The organism is Sphingobium sp. SJ10-10 (genome assembly GCF_036038995.2).
GTDB lineage: Bacteria > Pseudomonadota > Alphaproteobacteria > Sphingomonadales > Sphingomonadaceae > Sphingobium.
In genome coordinates, this window is record NZ_CP158132.1 from 1,521,697 (window position 1) to 1,541,536 (window position 19,840).

16 protein-coding genes are annotated in these 19,840 nt (G+C 64.3%); 5 read left to right on the forward strand and 11 right to left on the reverse strand.

Annotation, left to right across the window (positions count from 1 at the left end; all coding sequences use genetic code 11):
* Position 1: 1 nt before the first annotated feature.
* From arfB to VVT58_RS07255, 3 genes are all read left to right on the forward strand, one after another.
* Entirely contained in the window at positions 2-427 is a 426-nt protein-coding gene (gene arfB / locus VVT58_RS07245) for an alternative ribosome rescue aminoacyl-tRNA hydrolase ArfB (protein ID WP_327753584.1), read from the forward strand.
* A gap of 99 nt (positions 428-526) precedes the next feature.
* A complete protein-coding gene (locus VVT58_RS07250; RefSeq protein ID WP_327753583.1) occupies positions 527-1,012 on the forward strand; it encodes a GAF domain-containing protein in 486 nt (161 codons plus the stop codon).
* Positions 1,013-1,119: 107 nt separating this feature from the next.
* The gene (locus VVT58_RS07255; protein ID WP_327753582.1) at positions 1,120-1,929 is read left to right on the forward strand and encodes an RcnB family protein; all 810 of its coding nucleotides are present in this window, start codon (positions 1,120-1,122) and stop codon (positions 1,927-1,929) included.
* Between the two features lie 9 nt (positions 1,930-1,938).
* Here VVT58_RS07255 and VVT58_RS07260 read toward each other — a convergent pair whose 3' ends face one another.
* From VVT58_RS07260 to VVT58_RS07270, 3 genes are all read right to left on the reverse strand, one after another.
* Positions 1,939-4,461, reverse strand: coding sequence for an EAL domain-containing protein (locus tag VVT58_RS07260; protein ID WP_327753581.1), 2,523 nt, complete (start codon positions 4,459-4,461; stop codon positions 1,939-1,941).
* A 179-nt stretch (positions 4,462-4,640) separates the two neighbouring features.
* A complete protein-coding gene (locus tag VVT58_RS07265) occupies positions 4,641-5,459 on the reverse strand; it encodes an arginyltransferase (RefSeq protein ID WP_327753580.1) in 819 nt (272 codons plus the stop codon).
* A gap of 121 nt (positions 5,460-5,580) precedes the next feature.
* Positions 5,581-6,828: a threonine ammonia-lyase gene (locus tag VVT58_RS07270; protein WP_327753579.1), complete on the reverse strand. Its 1,248-nt coding sequence runs from the start codon at positions 6,826-6,828 to the stop codon at positions 5,581-5,583.
* Positions 6,829-6,925: 97 nt separating this feature from the next.
* Between VVT58_RS07270 and VVT58_RS07275 the strand changes: the two genes are divergently transcribed.
* Complete coding sequence (locus VVT58_RS07275; protein WP_327753578.1) at positions 6,926-7,795, forward strand: NAD(P)-dependent oxidoreductase; 870 nt, start codon at positions 6,926-6,928, stop codon at positions 7,793-7,795.
* Entirely contained in the window at positions 7,792-9,495 is a 1,704-nt protein-coding gene (locus VVT58_RS07280; RefSeq protein ID WP_327753577.1) for an amidohydrolase, read from the forward strand. Before VVT58_RS07275 ends, VVT58_RS07280 begins: the two co-directional genes overlap by 4 nt.
* A gap of 6 nt (positions 9,496-9,501) precedes the next feature.
* On the opposite strand, the gene VVT58_RS07285 is transcribed toward VVT58_RS07280, so the two are convergent.
* From VVT58_RS07285 to VVT58_RS07320, 8 genes are all read right to left on the reverse strand, one after another.
* Positions 9,502-11,241 carry an MFS transporter gene (locus tag VVT58_RS07285; protein ID WP_327753576.1) on the reverse strand — a complete coding sequence of 580 codons (1,740 nt, stop codon included), beginning with the start codon at positions 11,239-11,241 and terminating at the stop codon, positions 9,502-9,504.
* A complete protein-coding gene (locus tag VVT58_RS07290; RefSeq protein WP_327753575.1) occupies positions 11,241-11,993 on the reverse strand; it encodes an FkbM family methyltransferase in 753 nt (250 codons plus the stop codon). Before VVT58_RS07290 ends, VVT58_RS07285 begins: the two co-directional genes overlap by 1 nt.
* Entirely contained in the window at positions 11,990-13,144 is a 1,155-nt protein-coding gene (locus VVT58_RS07295; RefSeq protein WP_327753724.1) for a glycosyltransferase family 4 protein, read from the reverse strand. Before VVT58_RS07295 ends, VVT58_RS07290 begins: the two co-directional genes overlap by 4 nt.
* Positions 13,145-13,152: 8 nt before the next feature.
* Positions 13,153-14,439, reverse strand: a complete 1,287-nt coding sequence (locus VVT58_RS07300; RefSeq protein WP_327753723.1) for a hypothetical protein — start codon at positions 14,437-14,439, stop codon at positions 13,153-13,155.
* Between the two features lie 38 nt (positions 14,440-14,477).
* Complete coding sequence (locus VVT58_RS07305; RefSeq protein ID WP_327753574.1) at positions 14,478-15,221, reverse strand: methyltransferase domain-containing protein; 744 nt, start codon at positions 15,219-15,221, stop codon at positions 14,478-14,480.
* A gap of 61 nt (positions 15,222-15,282) precedes the next feature.
* Positions 15,283-16,416, reverse strand: coding sequence for a glycosyltransferase family 2 protein (locus VVT58_RS07310; protein ID WP_327753573.1), 1,134 nt, complete (start codon positions 16,414-16,416; stop codon positions 15,283-15,285).
* On the reverse strand, positions 16,416-17,705 hold the full coding sequence (locus tag VVT58_RS07315) for a sugar transferase (RefSeq protein WP_405053736.1): 1,290 nt from the start codon (positions 17,703-17,705) through the stop codon (positions 16,416-16,418). Before VVT58_RS07315 ends, VVT58_RS07310 begins: the two co-directional genes overlap by 1 nt.
* A gap of 232 nt (positions 17,706-17,937) precedes the next feature.
* A complete protein-coding gene (locus VVT58_RS07320; RefSeq protein ID WP_327753571.1) occupies positions 17,938-19,833 on the reverse strand; it encodes an XrtA/PEP-CTERM system amidotransferase in 1,896 nt (631 codons plus the stop codon).
* Positions 19,834-19,840 lie beyond the last annotated feature (7 nt).

The following is a 19,840-nucleotide window of genomic DNA, read 5'->3' on the forward strand; positions in this document are numbered from 1 at the left end:
CTTGGCCCTCATCCCCGTCACCCGGTCGATCGCCATCGACACAGACGAACTGTCGGAAACATTCGTCCGCTCGACCGGCGCCGGGGGCCAGCATGTCAACACCACCGACAGCGCCGTGCAATTGCGCTTCGACGTGGCGAACAGCCTCTCCCTGCCCGAAGCGGTGAAACGCCGGCTGGCGGTGATCGCCGGGCGGCGGATGACGGCGGACGGCGTGCTGATCCTCCGTTCCGAAGGCTCCCGGTCGCAGCTCCTGAACCGGCAGGAGGTGCTAGCCCGGCTGGTCGAGCTGATCCGGGAAGCGACCATAGTGCCCAAGGCGCGAAAGGCGACCAAGCCCGGCAAGGCCGCCAAGGCCCGCCGGGTCGACGCCAAGAAAGCGCGCAGTTCGGTCAAGGCCGGGCGCGGCAAGGTTCGGTTCGATTAGGATCGATCGAAACTAGGGTGGACGCAGGCGCCAATCGTTCGAAATGATGTCGATGGGTTCAGACTGGTCGACACGCCCGTCGCCCCCTATATCCCGCCCATGTTCGATTTCGCTCCTCCGGCCGACGCCGACAAAGCCACGCTCTATGACGACCTGCTCTCCGCCGCTGATGCGCTGACGGCGGGCGAGCCTGATGCCATCGCCAATATGGCCAATATCTCGGCTCTCATCTGGCAGTTTCTGCCGAACCTCAATTGGGCGGGCTTTTACCGGATGGTCGAGGATCAACTGGTTCTCGGCCCTTTTCAGGGCAAGACGGCCTGCATCCGCATTCCGCTGGGCAGGGGCGTGTGCGGCACGGCGGCAGCCAGCGGCGAGACGCAACTGGTCGAGGATGTCCACGCCTTCCCTGGCCATATCGCCTGCGACGCGGCCAGCGCTTCGGAGATCGTCGTGCCGGTGATCGTGGGCGGCCGCGTCGCGGCGGTACTCGACCTCGACAGCCCCGTTCCCGCGCGTTTCGACGATGCCGACAAGGCGGGACTGGAAATGCTGGTCGCCCGGATCGGATCGCGCCTGGGCTGAGCCCTGCCCCGTTTCGGGACAGGCGCAAGGACGCCAATGCGTGGATCGCCGCGGCCCATCATGCTAAACAAGCCGTTAACAAATCAGCCGAAAACGGGGATTCGAGCATGCATATCCGGAGCATCATCCTGGCAGGCGCCGTCCTGACGATCGGGATGACGACGCCCGTTTTTGCGAACGGTCCGGCCATGGGGAACAGCATGGCCGCACGACCCGCAATGCCGCATTCGGGAACGACCGTTCGCCGCTGGGGGCCGAGCCATCATGGCCGCTGGTATGCGGGCTGGTATGCGCCCGGCGGCTGGGCGGCCTATCGTCGGCCGGCGGTCGGCTATGTGCTGCCCCGCTACTGGGTCGGCCCCGCTTATCATATCCGCAATTACGGCATGTATGGCCTGCCCGCCCCGGCAAGCGGCTATGGCTGGTCGCGCTATTATGACGATGCGGTGATGACCGATCGCGACGGCCGGGTGCACGACTATCGCAGCGGCGTCGACTGGCAGGATCGAAGCGATGATGCACCGCCTCCACCCGGCTTGCGCTATGATGACGAAGTCACCGCGCCGGACGAAGCTCCTCCACCGCCGCTGGGCTATGAGGGCCGCTGGAGCGGCACCTGGCGCGACAAGGACGGAAAGACCTATAGCGGCGATTATGAAGGCCGCTTCGAAGGCCATGTCAACGGCGGTCCCGGCGTCGATTTCGACCCGCCGCCCTATGCCGCCGCACCGCATCCGATGAGCCGCCCCGGCGCTCCGGGAGAACCCGTGGTCACGACGACGCAGACTCCCGGATTCATAGCGGACGGCTATTATTATCCGGGCGCGACCACCACGACCGTCGTGATCCAGCCGGCCGTCACGACCACCCGAACCTATGTGACAGAGGTTCCCGCGCGCAGGCGAAAGGCCCGCTAGGGCAGATTGTCAGGCGGCCTGCGATCGCACCGCCGCCCAGGGACGCGGCCGGCCCATCAGATAGCCCTGGCCGATCATGCAACCGCGCGCGATCAGCAATTCGACCTGTCCCGCCGTTTCCACGCCTTCGGCCACCACCTCCATGCCCAGGCTGCTGCCCAGCTTCACGATGGCGTCGACGATGACGGCGTCCCCCGCATCCTGTTCGATATTGCTGATGAAGCTGCGATCGATCTTCAGCACGTCGACGGGATATTGCTTCAAATGGCTGAGCGACGCATAGCCTGTGCCGAAATCGTCCAGCGCGATCCGCACGCCCGCCGCCGACAGGCGATGCAGCGCCTGCTCCACCTGTTCTGCCCCACGGCCCAGAAACACCGTCTCCGTCACTTCGATCTCGAACTGTTGCGGCGGGATGGCGCAGCGGGCAAGATGGTCGAGGACATAGCCGGCAAAGTCGTGCTGCATGAAATCGGCGGCCGAAGCGTTGATGGCGACGCGGCCCGGATCATAGCCGGCCCGTAACCACCGCTCGACGTCGCGGACCACCTTCGCCAGCATCTTTTCCGTCAATTCGACGGCGATTTCCGCATTGTCGAATGCCGCTGCGATGCTGTCGGGCGCATGGATGCCCGTGCGGGGGTGCTGCCAGCGCAGCAGCGCTTCATATCCCAATATCCGGCCCGTCTTCATATCGGCCTTGGGCTGATAATAGGGCACCACCAGATCGTCCGCTATGGCTTGCCGGGCCATGTGGATCATGGAACTGCGCTGCTGCGCTTCGGCGCGCAATTGCGACTGGAACAATGTCAGCCGTCCCCGTCCCGAGGATTTGGACGCATAAAGCGCCAGGTCCGCCGCCTTCAGCAATTCGGCCGCATCGTCGCCATGTTCGCCAAAGACCGCGCCGCCCATGCTGATGCCGTAATCGAGCGAGCGGCCATTATGAACATAGGGCGCACGCACACCCCCCAGCAATTCGGCGCTCCATTCCGTGAGTGCCGCGCAACTGGCGAGCGAGGGCGCGATCATGCCGAATTCATCGCCGCCAAGCCGCCCGACCATCGCGTCGGCAGGCGCGCAAGAGGCGAAGCGCTGCGCAAATCCGCACAGCAGCGCGTCGCCCGCATCATGGCCGAGCATGTCGTTGGTCCGCTTGAGATCGTCGATATCGACCAGGATCAAGCCGAAGCTTACGCCGGTCCGGCGGGCCTGCTCCGTCATGTCCTCCAGCGTCGCCTGCCACAGCGCCCGATTGGGCATGTGGGTCATCGGGTCATGAGTCGCGGCCCAGCGGATGCGTTCCTCGCTGTTCCTTTCCTCCGTGACATCCTGGAAGGTGACGATGACGCGCAGCGGTCGGCCCGATTCGGAAAAGCTGCTCCATCCGACGCTCTTGATCCAGCGCAGGGCGCCGGTATCAGCCCTGTATACCCGGAGGCTCGCTTCGAAATGCGGCGGCATGCGCTCGTTCGCCACAGCGTCGAGCATTTCGGCAAGGCGGGGCCGGTCCTCCGGGTGCACCAGCCGCAACGCCAGCTCGCTCGTCGCCGGCTCCGTGTCGGACAGGCCCAGCATCGACCGGAATTCCCGCGACCAGGTCCGGGTGCCAGCGACCGCATCGAAATCCCATATGCCCAGGCGCGCCGACTGCACCGCCAGGCGGAAACGTTCCTCACTGTTCGCCAATTCGCGCTGCGCCAGTTTCTGTGCGTGGATATCCTCCAGCGTGCCATACCAGCGCACGATCCGGCCCTTCGCATCCCGCCGCGCCGAGGCCCGGGATCGCATCCAGCGATGACCGCCATCGGCCAGACGCAGCCGATAATCGACATCCACCGGATCGCCCGTACGGAGCTTCTCCGTCCAGACGGCCAGCGTCCGTTCGACATCGTCGGGGTGCAGCGAATCGATCCACCCCGCGCCACGCGCCTCAGCCGGAGGAATGCCGGTCAGATCCTGCCAGCGGGGGCCAACCTCCTCGATCGCGCCGTTGGGGGCTGCGGTCCAGGGCACCTGCGGACTAAGCTCGACCGACCAGCGATAATGTTGCCGGCTTTCCGCCAGCGCATCGGCCAATGCGCGGCTATCCCGGTCATAACGCTCATCGATGTCCTCGACCGTGCCGTACCACAGCGGCGCCTCATCGGGTTCCGCGACCAGCGTCATGCGCACGATCCCCGGTCTCGTCTCGCCCGATATGGTGCGCATCCGGACGGGAACCGGACCGGGCCGGGTTGACCGCCTCGCCGCATCGGCCAGCGCCATGCAGTCACGCCGGTCCAGCATGGCGCGCCAGCCATTGCCGATCATGTCGGAGGAAAAATGGCGGGCGAACAGGTCCGAAGCGATCTCTCGCGACAATATGCGACCGCGATAGTCCGCGATCCACCGAATCAGCGGCGGAGAGACGCGTTGGAAGACCGGAGAGAACAGCAACTCATTACGATAGTGCAACGCGTCCCATTCCAGCCCGTCCCGAGCCAGTTCGGAGCGAAATTCCCCAAATCTGCGATCAGCAAAACGGTCCATCTACCGACCCAGATCCATTGCCATTCCTGCAATCCATCCGAATGCAGTAACGGAAAAAGTTAAATAAGCTTTCCAATGCGGTAGTGGGAAATTAATCCGCAACGGCGCGAACCGTTCCGCCAGCCGCACGACGATACGCCCCGGCTTTCATCGGTCAGGAATAGGGAATTCCAGCAGTTTTATTTGCGGAAGATCGCCGCCAGTTCGCGTGGCAGCGCGGGCTCATCGCGGCTTTCTGCCTCCCGCACGGCCTGCGCCTGTTCCTGCGGGTCGAAACGGGTCCAGCCGTTGCGGCTCAGCCTTTCGAGCGGCCGGTAGCGAATCTTGTACTGCATCCGCTGCGATCCCTCGACCCAATAGCCGAGATAGACATAGGACAGCCCGGCCTTCGCCGCGCGCAGGATATGATCCATGATGATGAAGTTGCCCAGCCCCTTGCGATGCTCCAGCTCCGTATCGAAGAAGCTGTAGATCATCGACAGGCCATCGCCCTGCCGATCGGTCAGGCAGGCGCCGATCAGCTTGCCGGGGCGGCCATCCTCGCCCGGTTCGCGATATTCGACGATATGGCTTTCCACCGGGGTCTGTTCGACCATGTCGGCAAAGTCCATCTCGTCCATTTCGGTCATGCCGCCGCCGGGGTGCCGGGCGCGCAAATAGCGCTGCAACAGCGCGAACTGCTCCTCGGTCGACCAGGGCTTGCATGCGGTGATGACGAGGTCTTCATTCTTGCGCAGCAATTTGCGCTGGGTCGCATTGGGTTCGAACTCGCCCGCGACGACGCGCACCGACACGCAGGCGGAACAATCCGCGCAGCTTGGCCGATAGGCCACATTCTGACTGCGGCGGAAGCCGATGCGGCCAAGGGCGTCGTTCAGCTCCGAAGCATTGTCGCCGCTGAGTTCCGTGAACACCTTCCGCTCGCTCTTGCCCGGCAGATAAGGGCAGGGGCTGGGGTTTGTCACAAAGAAACGCGGAAAGCGGAAAGGCGCACTCACAACCGCATCTCCCCCACAGCGTTGCCCGACCCCTGATTCATGAGACGACTATGCCGTCCGCAGGCCGCTGTGAAAAGATTATTTACCACGAAAATTGGTTAAGCGGCAGAGGCCGCGTCGATCAGGCGACTTCGATCGGCGCAACCTCATATCCAACCGCGCGCAAGGCCGCGATCAGGCGCTCCAGATGAGCGCCGTCGCGCGTCTCGCATTCGACGTCGAGGCTAAGGCCCTTGGCCGGCAAATTGGTAAATATCCGCTGGTGCGACAGTTCGAGAATGTTGACCGCTTCCTGGTCGAAGATGCGCGCCACATGGAACAGCGCGCCCGGCCGATCCTGCAGGATGATCCGCAACCGCGCCAGGCGGCCCGAACGCGCCAGATCGCGCAGCAGCACATTCGCCAGCAGGCGCGTGTCGATATTGCCGCCGGTCAGGATCAGCCCGACCTTGCGCCCGGCAAATTCCTGTCCATGCGTCAGCAGCGCGGCAAGGCCCGCGGCGCCCGCGCCCTCCACCACCGTCTTTTCGATCTGGAGCAGCAGGCTCACCGCTTCCTCCAGATGGCGCTCGCTGACCAGCAGCACATCGTCCGCCAGCCGCTCGACGAAACGGCGGGTGAGTTCGCCCGGCTGCTTGACGGCAATGCCCTCCGCCAGCGTGTCGCCATCGCAGGGCAGGTTTGCGCCCTTGATATAGTCGTACATCGACGGATAGAGTTCCGCCTGCACGCCATAGATCTTGATATCCGGCTTCATCGCCTTAGCCGCCGTCGCCACGCCCGAAAACAGGCCGCCACCGCCGATCGGGATGATCAGCGTATCGATCTCCGGCGCGTCCTCCAGCATTTCGAGCGCGACCGTGCCCTGCCCGGCCATGATGTCCGGCTCGTCAAAGGGATGGACGAAGGTCAGCCCCTGCTCCACCTCCAGCTTGCGGGCGTGAGCATAGGCGTCGTCGAACTTCTCCCCATATTGGACGACCGTGGCGCCATGCCCTTGCGTCTGCGTCACCTTCACCGTCGGCGTGGTGGTGGGCATGACGATGGTGACGGGCACGCCCAGTCGCTTGCCATGATAGGCAAGACCCTGCGCATGATTGCCCGCCGAGGCGGCGATGATGCCCTTCTTCCTCGCCTTCTCGTCCAGTTGAAGCAGGCGATTGAGCGCGCCGCGTTCCTTGTAGGCGGCGGTGAACTGAAGATTTTCGAACTTCAGATATACTTTGCAACCGAACATGGCCGACAGCGTCTGACTGACCAGCGTCGGCGTATGCACGACCGAGCCCGAAATTCGCACGCGCGCCGCCAATATGTCATCGACGGAAATGGGTAGCGGCGTGGCGCTCTCGATCTTGGTCAGCGTGTTCATGGGCGGCGCCCTACCTCAAAATTGCGGCGGAAGGAACTGGCACTGACGGAAAACTCTGCCTATGGCATTGGCGCGCGCATCTAACTGATCGAGGCATATGGCTAAAATCGCGTTTATCGGCCTGGGCGTCATGGGCGGCCCGATTGCGGGGCATCTGGCGAAGGCAGGGCATCAGCTCACCGTCTACAACCGCTCCATCGGCAAGGCGAAGCGCTGGGCGGAGGCCTATGGCGGCGAAGTCGCGATCAACCCGGCCAAGGCGGCGGAGGATGCGGAGATCGTCATCAGTTGCGTCGGCACCGACGATGATCTCAGTCAGATCACGTTGGGCCGCGACGGCGCCTTTCGCTCGATGAAGCCCGGAGGCCTGTTCATCGACCATACGACGGTTTCGGCGCGGATCGCGCGGCAATTGTTCGTGGAGGGCGAAAGCCGGGGGCTGCACTGCGTCGACGCGCCGGTGACGGGCGGTCAGGCGGGTGCGGAAAAAGGCCGGCTTGCGGTGATGTGCGGCGGCAGCGAACCCGCAGTCGCGGCGGCGAAGATCGTGATGCAGGCCTATGCACCGCGCATCGTCCATGTCGGGCGCGCGGGCGCGGGCCAGACCGCCAAGATGGTGAACCAGATCTGCATCGCGGGCGTGGTGCAGAGCCTTGCCGAAGCTTTGCGCTTTGCGCAGGCCGCGGAACTGGATCTGGACAAGCTATTCGATGCGATCTCCGGCGGCGCCGCGCAAAGCTGGCAGATGGACAATTATTGGAAGACGATGGCCGCCGACAGTTTCGATTTCGGTTTCGCGGTCGACTGGATGCGCAAGGATCTGGGGTTGGCGCTGGAGGAAGCGCGAGCCAATGGCGCGACCTTGCCGGTGACGGCGCTGATCGATCAATTCTATGCCGATGTGCAGGCGATGGGCGGCCATCGGCAGGATACCAGCGCTATCGTGCGACGGATCACGCGGGCATGAAGGCTGCTCTGCTGGCGGCGGTTGCCGCGCTCGCCATGCCCGGCGCGGCTTTGGCTTCGGGCGTGATCGACAATGTGAACGGGATCGCGCTGGACGCCAATGGGCGGCTGGTGCGGTTCAAGGCGCTGACCATCGACGATGAAGGCAAGGTCGAGAAGCTGCTGCCCGACCGCTATCAGGAACCGGAATATGCCCGTCCCAAAAAGCGCAAGAAGAACGAGCCGGAACCGGCGCAACCCAAACGTCCCGACTTCAAGCTGGACGCGGGCGGCAAGACGCTGATTCCCGGCCTGATCGACGCCCATGGGCATGTCATGGGCTACGGCCTGTCGCTGATCACGCTCGATCTGTCGGACACGAAATCACTGGCGGAAGCTCAAGCGAAGATCAGGGCTTATGCTGCCGCCAATACCGGGCGGAAATGGATCATCGGGACGGGCTGGAACCAGGAAATATGGGGTCTGGGCCGATTCCCCACCGCCGCCGAACTGGACGCGGCGGTGAGCGACGTGCCGGTCTGGCTGGAGCGGATCGACGGCCATGCGGGCTGGGCCAATTCGCAGGCGATCAAGGCGGCGGCCATCACCGCCGCGACCAAGGCGCCTGCGGGCGGGCGGATCGAAATGGCGGGCGGCAGGCCTGCGGGCGTGTTCGTGGACAAGGCGATGGAACTGGTGACGCGGGTCGTCCCGCCGCCCGCAGCCAAGGACCGCGACATCGCGCTGGAAAAGGCGCAGCAGGCGCTGCTCAAGCAGGGCGTCACCGGCATTGCCGACATGGGCACCAGCATCGAGGACTGGCAGGCTTTCCGGCGGTCCGCCGATCGCGGGGCGCTGCGGGTTCGGATCATCTCCTACGCCCTTGGCCTCGAAAACATGGTGCTGATCGCCGGGCCGGAACCGACGCCCTGGCTCTATGACGACCATCTGCGCATGGGCGGGATCAAGCTGATCCTGGATGGCGCGCTTGGGTCGCGGGGGGCTTGGCTGAAGGCGGATTATACCGATGCGCCGGGTCAGCGCGGCCTGCCGATGATCCCCTCGACGCAGCTCCGCAATATCATGAGCCGGGCGGCGATGGACAATTTCCAGATCGCGGTTCACGCCATTGGCGATGCGGCCAATAGCGAAGTTTTGGACGCCGTTCAGGAACTGAGCGAAACCTATAAGGGCGACCGGCGCTGGCGCATCGAACATGCGCAGATCGTCGATCCAGCCGAGCTGCCGCGCTTCGGGCAATTTGGCATCGTCGCGTCGATGCAGCCGGTACATCAGACCTCCGACTGGCGCATGGCGACGGCACGGCTGGGCGAGGCGCGGCTAAAGGGCGCCTATGCGTGGAAGGCGATGCTGAACAATCGCGTCCCCCTCGCCTTCGGATCGGACGTGCCGGTGGAAAGCCCCAATCCATTCCCCGGCATCGCTGCCGCCATGACTCGTGAGGATGCATCGGGGCAACCGACCGGCGGCTGGATGCCCGAGCAGCGCATAAGCTTCCAGGCGGCGCTGGATGGGTTCACGCGACAGGCGGCCTATGCGGGCTTTGCGGAAAAGCGCTTTGGCAGCTTGATTCCCGGCCAGCGAGCGGATTTCCTCCTGATCGACCGGGATATTTCCGCCGCCAGCGCCAACGAGATTCGCGCGACGCAGGTGCTGGAAACATGGATCGGCGGCAAACGGGTCTATGTGAAGGGGCAATAACGCCCCCTACAACACATCGCCCGCCGCGTTGAACGCCTCTTCCTCCGTGTCGGGCAACGGCGGCTGGACCGGCTTGTCGCAGCCCTCTTCCTTCATATGCGCGCGCAGGGCGTCCATCCGCCCCAGATTCCAGCGCGCCAGCGGCACGCCCAAGGGCCGGAACTCCGCCCGATCGAACAGCTCCACCACATAATTTTTGCAGAGATTGTCGACCTGATCGAGCGTCAACATGCCCAGGTTCATCACCATCGGCTTGCCCGGCACGCCATTGCGCCCCCGCACCAGATCGGTGACGTAAAGCCCGCCTCGCGGATCGACCAGCACGACATCCGCCTGCGACGCATCGATCATCCTATGGCTCGCCGCATAGGGCGCAACGAAGCCATGCGTCCGCCAGACGAGATAGGCGCTGGCGAGCAGCGTGATCGCCACCCCCAGAAAGACCGGCCGGATTGCCCCCGTTCTGAACCGCGCCCAACCCAGGCCCGCAAGCAGACAAAAAGGCCCGATAAAGCCATGGGCATAGCGATAACCCCAGCCATAGCCCTGCGCCAAGGCCAGCGCGCTGCCCGCAAAGCAGCCGAGCGCCAGCGGCAGCGCAATCTCCTGCCCCCGGATCGCCTTGCGCCAGCGCATGGCGAACACGCCCAGCGTGGCCAGCGGCACCATCAATATGTTGTTCCAGGCGGCAAAGCGGCTGAGATTGACCAGCGGCTGCCAGCGATCGCCCAGCCGTTCGAACAGGCTACCCACCTTGTCCGCCACCCCCGCCGAGGGCCGAACATCGGTCGGCTGGCCCAGTACATGGGTTAGGAAAGCAGGCCAGAGCTTGGCCCAGACGATGACGATCGCCGCCAGCACCAATATGTGGAAAATCGCGACCTTCCACCGGCGTCCAAGCAGCATCCAGAGGATGAAGGGCGCGATGAAGATCGGCGGAAAATGCCACTGATGCAGCCCTGCCGCCGCCAGCGCGACCACGCCCGCGCTCAGATGCCCGACCAGCCCTCCGCGCAGCACCAGCGCCAGCCAGACCATGTTGAGCGCGAAATGCCCGGTCATGGCATAGGGCGTCATCGCCGTAACCCAAAGCTGCGCCGATGATAGCGCCAGCAGCATAGTCACCCACACCGCATCGGGCCGGTCGGGGAAGAGATGCAGCGCCACCCGCCACAGCGCGAACAGACCGGCCATCAGCAGCGCCGGTCCCGCCAGATTGGGATCGCCCAACTGCCAGAACAGCGCCTGGATCGCGCTGTTCACCGGCAGATAGGCCGCCGTCCAATAATCCGCCGCGCCGAAGGGCGAGAAGAATTCCGGCATGATCGCCCGGCGATAGGCTTCCCACTCCATCGGGATCGGCCGCGCCAGAAAGCCCTCCCGCATATAGGCGGCGGCAAAACGTGCCACCTCTTCATCGCGGGAGATGGAATAATCCTGAAACAGCCAATAATGCCCGGCCCAGGCGACGAGGCCGAACAGGACCACCAGCGGCACCATCACCCGCGCGCGCGGCAGAGGCAGGCGCCAGCCCAACCCCTCCGCAAAGGGCGCGGCGAGCGTCAGCAGCAGCAGCCCGCCGAGCAACGCCGGAAAATCCTGATCGAGAAACAGGATGACGGCCAGGCTGATGCCCTGCCGATAGGTCACATGCCAAAGAAAAGTGGCACCCAGCCAAAGCGTCAGCCCGATCGCACCCGCGATGAACAGTCGGGTGGCACTAATGGGACGCGACCGGTTGAACATCAACGTTCCTGTGGCAGCAACGCCTGATTGACGAAAATGCCATCCATCTCGACCAGCAACGGGAAATGGCCCTTGTTGTTGGCGAAGAAAGCCGAAGGCGCGAAAGCGCGGCTCGCCAGCCAGTCGATCATGTCCCGATAGCCGGTGCCGCCCTCGTAGATCGACCGGACGCCGAGTTCGGTCTGAACGCCAGCCATTTCGCTCAATACACCGCCTGCGCCTTCACAGACGGAGAGGTCATGACCCTGCGTATCCATCTTCAAAAAGGGCCGCGCAAAGCCATGGGTGCTTTTCAGTTCCGGCAGCAAGCTTTCAAGGCGGCGGCACTGCATGTCGACCGTGCGCGTCACCTTGTTGCGTTCGGCAAAGATCGCGTCCTGCTGCCCCGACGGTTTCTTCAAGGAACTGAACTGGTCGGCGGCCATGATGTTGAAGCTGGCCGTGCCGTCGAAATCGGACAGCGCCATGTTGAACGCATGCCACTTGCCGTCTGACGCGGCGCTTCGTTCCAGTTCCGCGAAAATCTCCGGATTGGGTTCGAAAGAGAGGATCATGCCCCGGAACCCCGCATCCTTGCGCAGCATCGTCGCATATTGCCCGCGATTGGCCCCGACGTCGAATACGCAGTCCACCATGAAGGTGCTCAGAAACCGCCGCAGCGCCTGAATTTCGGGATATTGATGGACACGGCCCGCCAGAGCCAGACGCACCGCCAGCGCCCGGTCGCGCAGTTCACGAACATAGCGGCTCATCTTCTGGTCACCTTGGCGTGGGTCACACTGCGGTAAATCGCGATGGTGGCCAGCGCCATGTCCTTCCAATTGCCCATTGAATCTCCATAGGTACGCGCGTGCGCTCCCAAAGCCTGCCTGATGGCCGCGCTTTCTACGAGGGGCAAGAGGGCTTGCGCAAGCGCCGGCGCATTTCCTGCGGACGCCCTTACCGCAACCTCATCGGGCAAGCTCGCGAACATGCCCGCGTCGGACGTCACCATCGCCTTGCCATGGTGCAGCGCCGACAGGAAAGCGCCGCTGCTGTCGATATGCCGATAGGGGAAGACCAAGACATCCGCTTTCGCCATATGCGCGTCGAGCCGCTGTTCGGTCAGGAAGCCGAGATCGGTGATCAGCCGCTCGCCAAAGCCCGCTGCACGCACGCTATCGAGCAACGGCGCGATGTCCATGAACGGCTTGCCCGCCAGCACCAGTTCGAAGCGATGCCCTGCCCGCCAAAGCGACAGGCAGGCCTCCACCAGCAGATCGACGCCCTTATAGGGCCGGATCGTGCCGAAGAAGAGCAAACGCGGCAGGGATGCGTCAGGCACCTGCGCCAGATCATCCGGTCCGGCAGGGGCCAGCCGCATTGGCGGATGCGGCGTCACATGGATGCGCCCAGGATCGACGCCCTGCCGCTCCAGCGCCAAGCGGGTCGTCTCGCCATGAACGATCAGCGCGTCGAACATATCGAGCAAGTCGCGATAGCCCCTGCCCTGCACCCCGGCATCGGCATGATAGGCATCGGCATTATGGACGGTATGGACCAGCGCCGTCCTGCCCTTCAACCGCTTCAGCATGATCCGGTCGGCAAGCGCCAGCGGAAGCCATTGCATATGGGCGACATCGGCATCGCCCAGAAAGCCGAGATCGCCCAGGGCACAGCTCAGCCCATATTCAGCCGCCTTCAGCAGACGGAAGGCTCGCCCTTCCCCGATCCGTCCGCGCAGCGCCTCGCTCCGCCGGAAGAAGCGCGCATCATAGCGATAGCCCTGCGGCACGATCGCATCGGTCGCGCGCATCGGCCGGCCAAGCAGGGTGACGTCCACGCCCTCCGCCGCCATCGCCGCGCAGAGGCTGTCGTCATAGCGCCCGGTAAACAGCGATGGATCGCACATCGCAACTTTCAGGGCGACGTTCATCCGCGCCTGCCCACCAATTGGCGGAGGGAAGCGCCATGAATGGCGGCCGCCACGAACAGGGTCAGCGTATAGAGGATCAGGAACAGCAGATCGAACCGCTCCGGCGCGAAAATCCTTGCCAGCGGCACACTGAGCAACGAACCGGCGAGAAAAGGCAGCGACCGCCCCAGCAACAGGGTAAACCGCCCCAGAGCGCCCTGCACATAGACCGACACGCAAATCACCGCGAGCGCCAGCAACGCACCGCCGATCAGCAACAGATCGATGCGGTCGATCACTGCGCGGCCATCGAACAACTTGGCGAACAACCACTCCCCAAGCAACAGCAAGGTGCCCGAAGCGCCGAGCGCAAAGAACAGGGCAACGCCCAGCGCCCGCCCCACCAACTGGCGCAACCGCGCCCCGTCGCCCGCGTGAAAGGCCCGCGTGATCCGGGGCAAGGCGGCCTCCACCGTCGCCCGCACCAGCATCGAAAGCGAGCGCGACATCTTGAAGAAAAAGTCGAAGATCAGCATCGGCCGCGCATCATGTGTCGCAGCGGCGATCGTGAAATAGGGCGCATTATAGGCCAGGATTTCGGAAATGGTGAACGCCGCCGAAGCCCCGATGTCACGCAGATAATTGGCGCGGACATGGCCTCCACCGACGCGGAAGGACAGCCAGTGCCGGACCTCCATGCCCAGCCGCCCATGCACCAGTGCTATGGCATAACCGATCACTGCGATGCTCACGCAAAGCTGCAAGGCCACCGACAGGCGCGGGTCCAGCCCTTGCAGGATGAACAGCAGCAGCGCGATCGTCATCACCCGGCGCAGGCAGTCGAGCGCTTCCCAAAGGAAATTGCCGTCCACCGCCGCCAACGCCCTTTTGGCCAGCAGCGCGGGCAGGTTGAGACAGGCGGAGAGGAAGAACAGCAGGAACAGCAGCGGCATGCCGCTATGCAGCCCACCCAGAGCGAGCGCGACCGACAGGATCGCAAAGCCGCCGACGATCAGCAGGCCAAGGAACAGGAACAGCACCCCCATTTCTTCCAGCCGGAAGCCGCCTGCATCATCCTGTCCCAGCCCAAGCCAATGCCGCCGCAGCCGCGCATAGATGATGCTGGTCAGGCCGAACTCAGCGGAAATGGTGAAATTGCCGAACGCCACCAGCAGCAGGAAGGACTGGAACTCGCGCAGCGGGAGGGCGCGCACGAACACATAGGTGACGGCAAAGCCCCAGATCAGCGTCAGCCCGACATTGGCGAGCTTGACAAGGGCAAGGATGCGGGCCGAAGCCTCCATCCGGGCGAGCGCCCTGCCGAGCGGTTCGCTCACCGGGATCAGGCTCGCACAGGCTTGCGGGCGCGGAACAGGCGGTCGTCCAGCGCATAATAATGCCGCGTATCGGCATCGATCCCGCTCGCGTCGATCTCTTCCAGTTCAAAGCCTGCCGCGCGGATGCGGTCGGCAAAGTCCAGGCCATATTGGCGCACATGATCCCACTGGCCGAAGCGCCGCTCGCGTTCGCGTGGGGGAATGTCGAAGCTGCCGTCCTCGGTCGGCTTCTCCCACAGCGGAACGATCAGCCAAGCCTCGCCGCCAGGCTTCAGGGCGCGGTGGATATTGCGCAACACGGCATGATCATCGGGCACATGCTCCATCACATGGCTGGCGTAGAACAGGTCGTAGCGTTCGCTGTCATTGAGCGCCATGAGGTCGACGCGCCGCATGTTCGGCACATGGTAGCGGCCCGGATCGAGATCGGCGGGCGTATAATCGGCGGCAACGGAAAAGCGGCGCACCAGGCTGGCTTCATTGGGCGCCATATGCAGCACCGCGCCCTGCTCCGGCACCGTCAACACATCGCCCGCGATCAGATGGTTCATCAGCCGCTCGCGTGGGGAAGCGCCGCAGTTCGGACAGCCCCATTCGGCATTGTCGCCATAACGGAAGAATCCCACCACCGCCTGCCCGCAGGCGGGGCAGCCCCGGTTCGCGCGCGCGCCCAGCGCCTTGCGCACAGCCAGCATGGTCCGGGTCAGATGCTTGCCGGCGGCTTTCGCCACCCGCTGGTAAGTAATCACGCCTTGGCTCCGCTAAAGGGTAGGTCGCCTATACAATATGCCGACGCTTTGGCGAGAGGGATCAGCGCGACTTGGCCGGATTCCAGATGGTGACGGTGCGGCCAGACATCGCTTTCAAGACGCCCTGCAGGGTCGCGAAATAGGCGATCACGATATCCACCGCCGCCGCGAACGGGCCACCCCTGGAGCGCAAACCGCGCCAGAGGATGAACACGCCGGTCAATCCGCCGATCATATAGAGCGTCGGAGACATCCGCATCGCCAGCGTCCCCGCAGCGACAATCCCCGTCAGGATGAAGAGGCCGCCGAACCAGCGCACGATCTTGCGCGAGGCATATTTGAAGCGGTCCAGCGTACCCATGCGCCGCAATTGCGGCCGCAAATGGCTGTGCGTGTGCCAGGCGCGGGCGGCGATGCGGACCTTGCGGCGATATTCATCGCCCCGCGCCGCGACCAATCGCTCGCGGGCGATCACATTCTTCGCCTTCACCAGCCGCTTGCCCGCGAAAACCACCGCCATGGAAACGGTCAGGTCGTCGAGCACACTATCGGGAAATTCGGGATAGAGCGCCCGCCTGATCGAGAAGATCGATCCGTCCGCCCCCAGCACGTTGCCCGTGCGCGACTCTTCGTCCTTCAACCGTTCCTCGATCCGCCAGTAAAGCGAACCGACCGAGGCCGTCGCGCTCTCGCCATCGCCCATATAATGCAGCGAGCCCAGCACCCCGCCAATCTCCGGGTCGGCATAGCGCGCCAGCAAATTGTCGATCGCGTCCGCATCCAGCATCACATTGGCGTCGGTGAAGATCAGCACGTCGCCCTTCGCCCGCGCCGCCAGCAGTTTCATGCCATGCGCCTTGCCGCTGCGCCCCGGTCCGCGCAGCAGCGTCACCAGATCACCCTGCGCCGCGATCAGCGCTGCCGTCTCATCCGACGAACCATCGTCGAAGGCCAGGATTTCAAGGCCCGGATGACGGGCCTTCAGCATCGCCAGATTGGCGAGCTTTTCCGGCATCGCAGCCGCCTCATTATAGGCGCAGAACAGCAGCGACGTGGAAGGCGTCGGCCCCGCCACGGGTTGTTCCGGCCGCGTCGGCAAGACCCGCAGGATCAGCGGATAAAAGAGAAACGGCCACGCCACCGCCACCAGCGAGAGCAGCAAAACCAGCGCAGCGACAAGATCGATCCTGTCCATCAATAGGCCTTGTGATGCACCAGCACGCCGATCGTCGCGACGATGATGCGCAGATCGCGCCAGATCGACCATTTGGTCACATATTCCAGGTCGGACTGGAGCCGGTCGATCAGATCCTGATGATGGTCCGTCGATCCGCGATGACCCCGCACCTGCGCCAGCCCGGTCATGCCCGGCTTGATGCAATGCCGCTCCCAATAGCGATCATCGACCTCCCAATAGAGGCTGTCCCCCGCCTTGGCGGCGGCGGCATGGGGGCGCGGGCCGACGATACTCATGTCCCCACGCAACACGTTGAAAAGCTGTGGCAATTCATCGATGCTGGTCTTCCGCAGGAAGCGGCCCACCGCCGTCACCCGGTCATCGTCGCGTGCGGTCAGCTTGTCGGCCTTGCGGTCGCTGGCATCGGTGCGCATCGATCGGAATTTGTAGATGCTGAACGGCCGGGCATCGCGCCCGATGCGCGGCTGGCGGAAGATGATCGGGCCGGGGCTGGTCAGCTTCACCGCCAGCGCCGCCGCGATCAACACCGGCGACAAGGCGATGGTTGCCGCCGTCGCCACCACAATGTCGAAGAAGCGCTTGATCAGCCGATCACGGAACTGGAAAGGCCCGCCCGCTACGATGATCGTGGGCTGGCCATCAAACTCGTCCACTCGCGCCGGGGCGAAGCGCAGCAGTTCCGGCACGACGATCTCGCCTCGCGCGGAGAGCGACTTCAGCGCGACCGACCAGTCGCTCATCCGCTCCATCGGACAGGCGACGATCACGCGCTCCGCCATGCCCACAACGGCGGCTAGACGCGCAGCCATGTCGGCGTCGTGCCCCTTGGGATGCAAACCAGCGGCGGCAGCCTCGATCACATGCATATGCGGGCCGGTGTCGATCGCCACGCCATCCATGATCACGACGGTCAGATGCGGCACCTCGCCCAATAGCAGCGCGCCGAGGCGGTCGATGGCCAGCCGCACCACAGCAACGCTGACCGCCGAAAAGCCGAGACCCACGATGAACGTCAGGCGCGAAAGCTGCTCCGCAATCTTGCCCAGATAGACGATCAGCAGCATCAGCATCGCCGCCTGCGCCAGCGCCAGAAGCCCCCGGAAGATGCCGCGCCGCAGATCCTCCAGCATGTGGATGCCATAGGCGCCGCCCTGTATCCCCAACAGCACGTAGAGCGGCGCGATCATCGCGAACATGACGAGACCGTGGGGCTTGCCCGGCTCGCCGGAAAACGCGCCCAACACCAGCAGATTGGCCAGCAGAAAGGACAGGAAAAGCCCCGCCATGTCCCCCAGCAGACACAGCAGGTACAGGCGCACCCGCAATATTTCCTTGGAGACTGTCACTTATGGACCCTGATCAGCTTTAGCGTGTCCGCTCCGTTGGCACCCCTTGGGACGGCTTTCAAGGTTGAAATCCATGGTGCTCCTGCGAAGGCAGGAGTCCAGTTCCACCCTTGTCTAAGATCGCGACGCCTGAACTGGGCTCCTGTCCTCGCAGGAGCACGTATAAGCCGGATCAAAGGGCAAACAGCCTTCCCAGAGCCTTGTCCAACATCAGCAACTGCCACAGCAGCCGGCCATGATCGGCCAAACCCGCCTTGTGATCAGCGGCCACCTTGCCCAGCATCTTCGCGTCGAACCAGCCCGTCTTCGCCAGCGCCGACCCTCCGGCGATCGCCGTCGCCTCCCCGGCGAGCGGCCCGCGAAACCAGGCGCTGATCGGCGTCACGAAGCCCATTTTCGGCCGGTAGAGAATATCCTGCGGCAGATAAGGCTCCATCGCCTTCTTCATGAGATATTTGCCGCTATTGCCCCTGATCCGCTGGGCGACCGGCAGGCGGGCGGCGAACTCGACCAGGCGGTGGTCAAGCAGCGGCTCGCGCGCCTCCAGGCTGACGGCCATGCTCATCCGGTCGGTCTTGGTCAGGATGTCGCCGGGCAACCAGATGCGGATATCGGCATATTGCGCCCGGTCCAGCGGGTCGCGGGCAGGCGCCTCCGCCATGGTCTTGATATAGCGGTCCTCGGCCCGATAGGCGCCAAGCCGCGTCTTCATATCCTGGCTGAACAGCTTCTGCCGCAAGGCATGCGGCGTCACCCCGACCGAGGCGGCATAGGCTTCCCCGCCCTCCCCCGCCAGTTCGAGCAAGGTCGACTTCGCCCGCAACGCCCGCGGCGCCCAATCGGCCTTGGGATAATAGCGCCCCAGCGTCCCGAACAAGGGCTGACGCACCGAAGCCGGGATCAGTCCGCGCAACCGCTCCCCCTGCATCTGGAAGCGATGCCGCCTATAGCCCGCAAAGGCCTCATCCGCGCCGTCTCCCGACAGCGCGACCGTCACCTGCTCCCGCGCCAGTTCGCACACCCGATAGGTCGGCAGAGCGGAGGCGTCGGCAAAAGGCTCGTCGAAATGCAGCGCCAGCGTGTCGATCAGCCCATAATCATCGGGCGACACGATCCGCGAGCGATGGTCGGTGGCGAAGCGCCGCGCAATCCGATCGGCATAGGCGGTTTCGTCCAGTTCCTTGACGTCGAAGCCGATCGTGCAGGTCTTGACCGCCTGTTTCGACGCTTCGGCCATCAGTGCGACCACGCTGCTGCTGTCCACCCCGCCTGACAGGAATGCGCCAAGCGGCACATCCGCCACCATGCGGGACCGCACCGCCTGCCGCATCAGCGCGACCAGTTCCTCCTCCAGCGCTTGCGGAGATGCCTTGCTGCGGTCGGCAAAGCTCACATCCCAATAGCGCTGCGGCTGCGGCAAGGGACGCCCGCGCACGATGCGCAGAGTCTCCGCGGCCCCCAACTTGCGCACGCCCGCGACCATGCAGGCATCGTCGGGCACATAGCCGTAAGCGAGGTAATCCTCGACCGCCGACAGGTCCGGCGCCCGGCGCAACAATGGATGGGCGAGCAGGCTCTTCAACTCCGAGCCGAAAATCAGGCTGCCATCCGACAGCAGCGCATAATGGAGCGGCTTCACGCCCAATCGGTCTCGCGCCAGCCAGAGCGACTGCGCCCGCGCATCGAACAGGGCGAAGGCGAACATGCCGTTGAACTTTTCGACACAGGCCTCGCCCCATTGGCGATAGCCGTGGAGGATGACTTCCGTGTCGCTATGCGTGCGGAAGACATGGCCTTTGGCCTCCAACTCGGAGCGGACCTCCATGAAATTATAGATTTCGCCGTTGAAGACGACGGCGAGACTCTCATCCTCGGTCAGCATCGGCTGCGCGCCGCTGCTGAGATCGATGATCGACAGGCGCAAATGCCCCAGCCCCACGCCCGGCGCGGTCCAGATGCCGCTGTCATCCGGCCCGCGCCACGGCATGGCGTCCAGCATCAGCCCGACCCGCGCCGGATCGACCGGCTTGGCCGTTTCAAGGTGGAAGATGCCCGCTATTCCGCACATGCGAAGG

What these genes read in the sequence shown, in the direction of transcription:
- VVT58_RS07250 (WP_327753583.1), top strand. Translation starts at nt 527, where the DNA reads ATGTTCGATTTCGCTCCTCCGGCCGACGCCGACAAAGCCACGCTCTAT.
- VVT58_RS07255 (WP_327753582.1), top strand. Translation starts at nt 1,120, where the DNA reads ATGCATATCCGGAGCATCATCCTGGCAGGCGCCGTCCTGACGATCGGG.
- VVT58_RS07260 (WP_327753581.1), bottom strand. Translation starts at nt 4,461, where the DNA reads ATGGACCGTTTTGCTGATCGCAGATTTGGGGAATTTCGCTCCGAACTG.
- VVT58_RS07270 (WP_327753579.1), bottom strand. Translation starts at nt 6,828, where the DNA reads ATGAACACGCTGACCAAGATCGAGAGCGCCACGCCGCTACCCATTTCC.
- VVT58_RS07275 (WP_327753578.1), top strand. Translation starts at nt 6,926, where the DNA reads ATGGCTAAAATCGCGTTTATCGGCCTGGGCGTCATGGGCGGCCCGATT.
- VVT58_RS07280 (WP_327753577.1), top strand. Translation starts at nt 7,792, where the DNA reads ATGAAGGCTGCTCTGCTGGCGGCGGTTGCCGCGCTCGCCATGCCCGGC.
- VVT58_RS07285 (WP_327753576.1), bottom strand. Translation starts at nt 11,241, where the DNA reads ATGTTCAACCGGTCGCGTCCCATTAGTGCCACCCGACTGTTCATCGCG.
- VVT58_RS07290 (WP_327753575.1), bottom strand. Translation starts at nt 11,993, where the DNA reads ATGAGCCGCTATGTTCGTGAACTGCGCGACCGGGCGCTGGCGGTGCGT.
- VVT58_RS07300 (WP_327753723.1), bottom strand. Translation starts at nt 14,439, where the DNA reads ATGGAGGCTTCGGCCCGCATCCTTGCCCTTGTCAAGCTCGCCAATGTC.
- VVT58_RS07310 (WP_327753573.1), bottom strand. Translation starts at nt 16,416, where the DNA reads ATGGACAGGATCGATCTTGTCGCTGCGCTGGTTTTGCTGCTCTCGCTG.
- VVT58_RS07315 (WP_405053736.1), bottom strand. Translation starts at nt 17,705, where the DNA reads ATGGCGGGGCTTTTCCTGTCCTTTCTGCTGGCCAATCTGCTGGTGTTG.
- VVT58_RS07320 (WP_327753571.1), bottom strand. Translation starts at nt 19,833, where the DNA reads ATGTGCGGAATAGCGGGCATCTTCCACCTTGAAACGGCCAAGCCGGTC.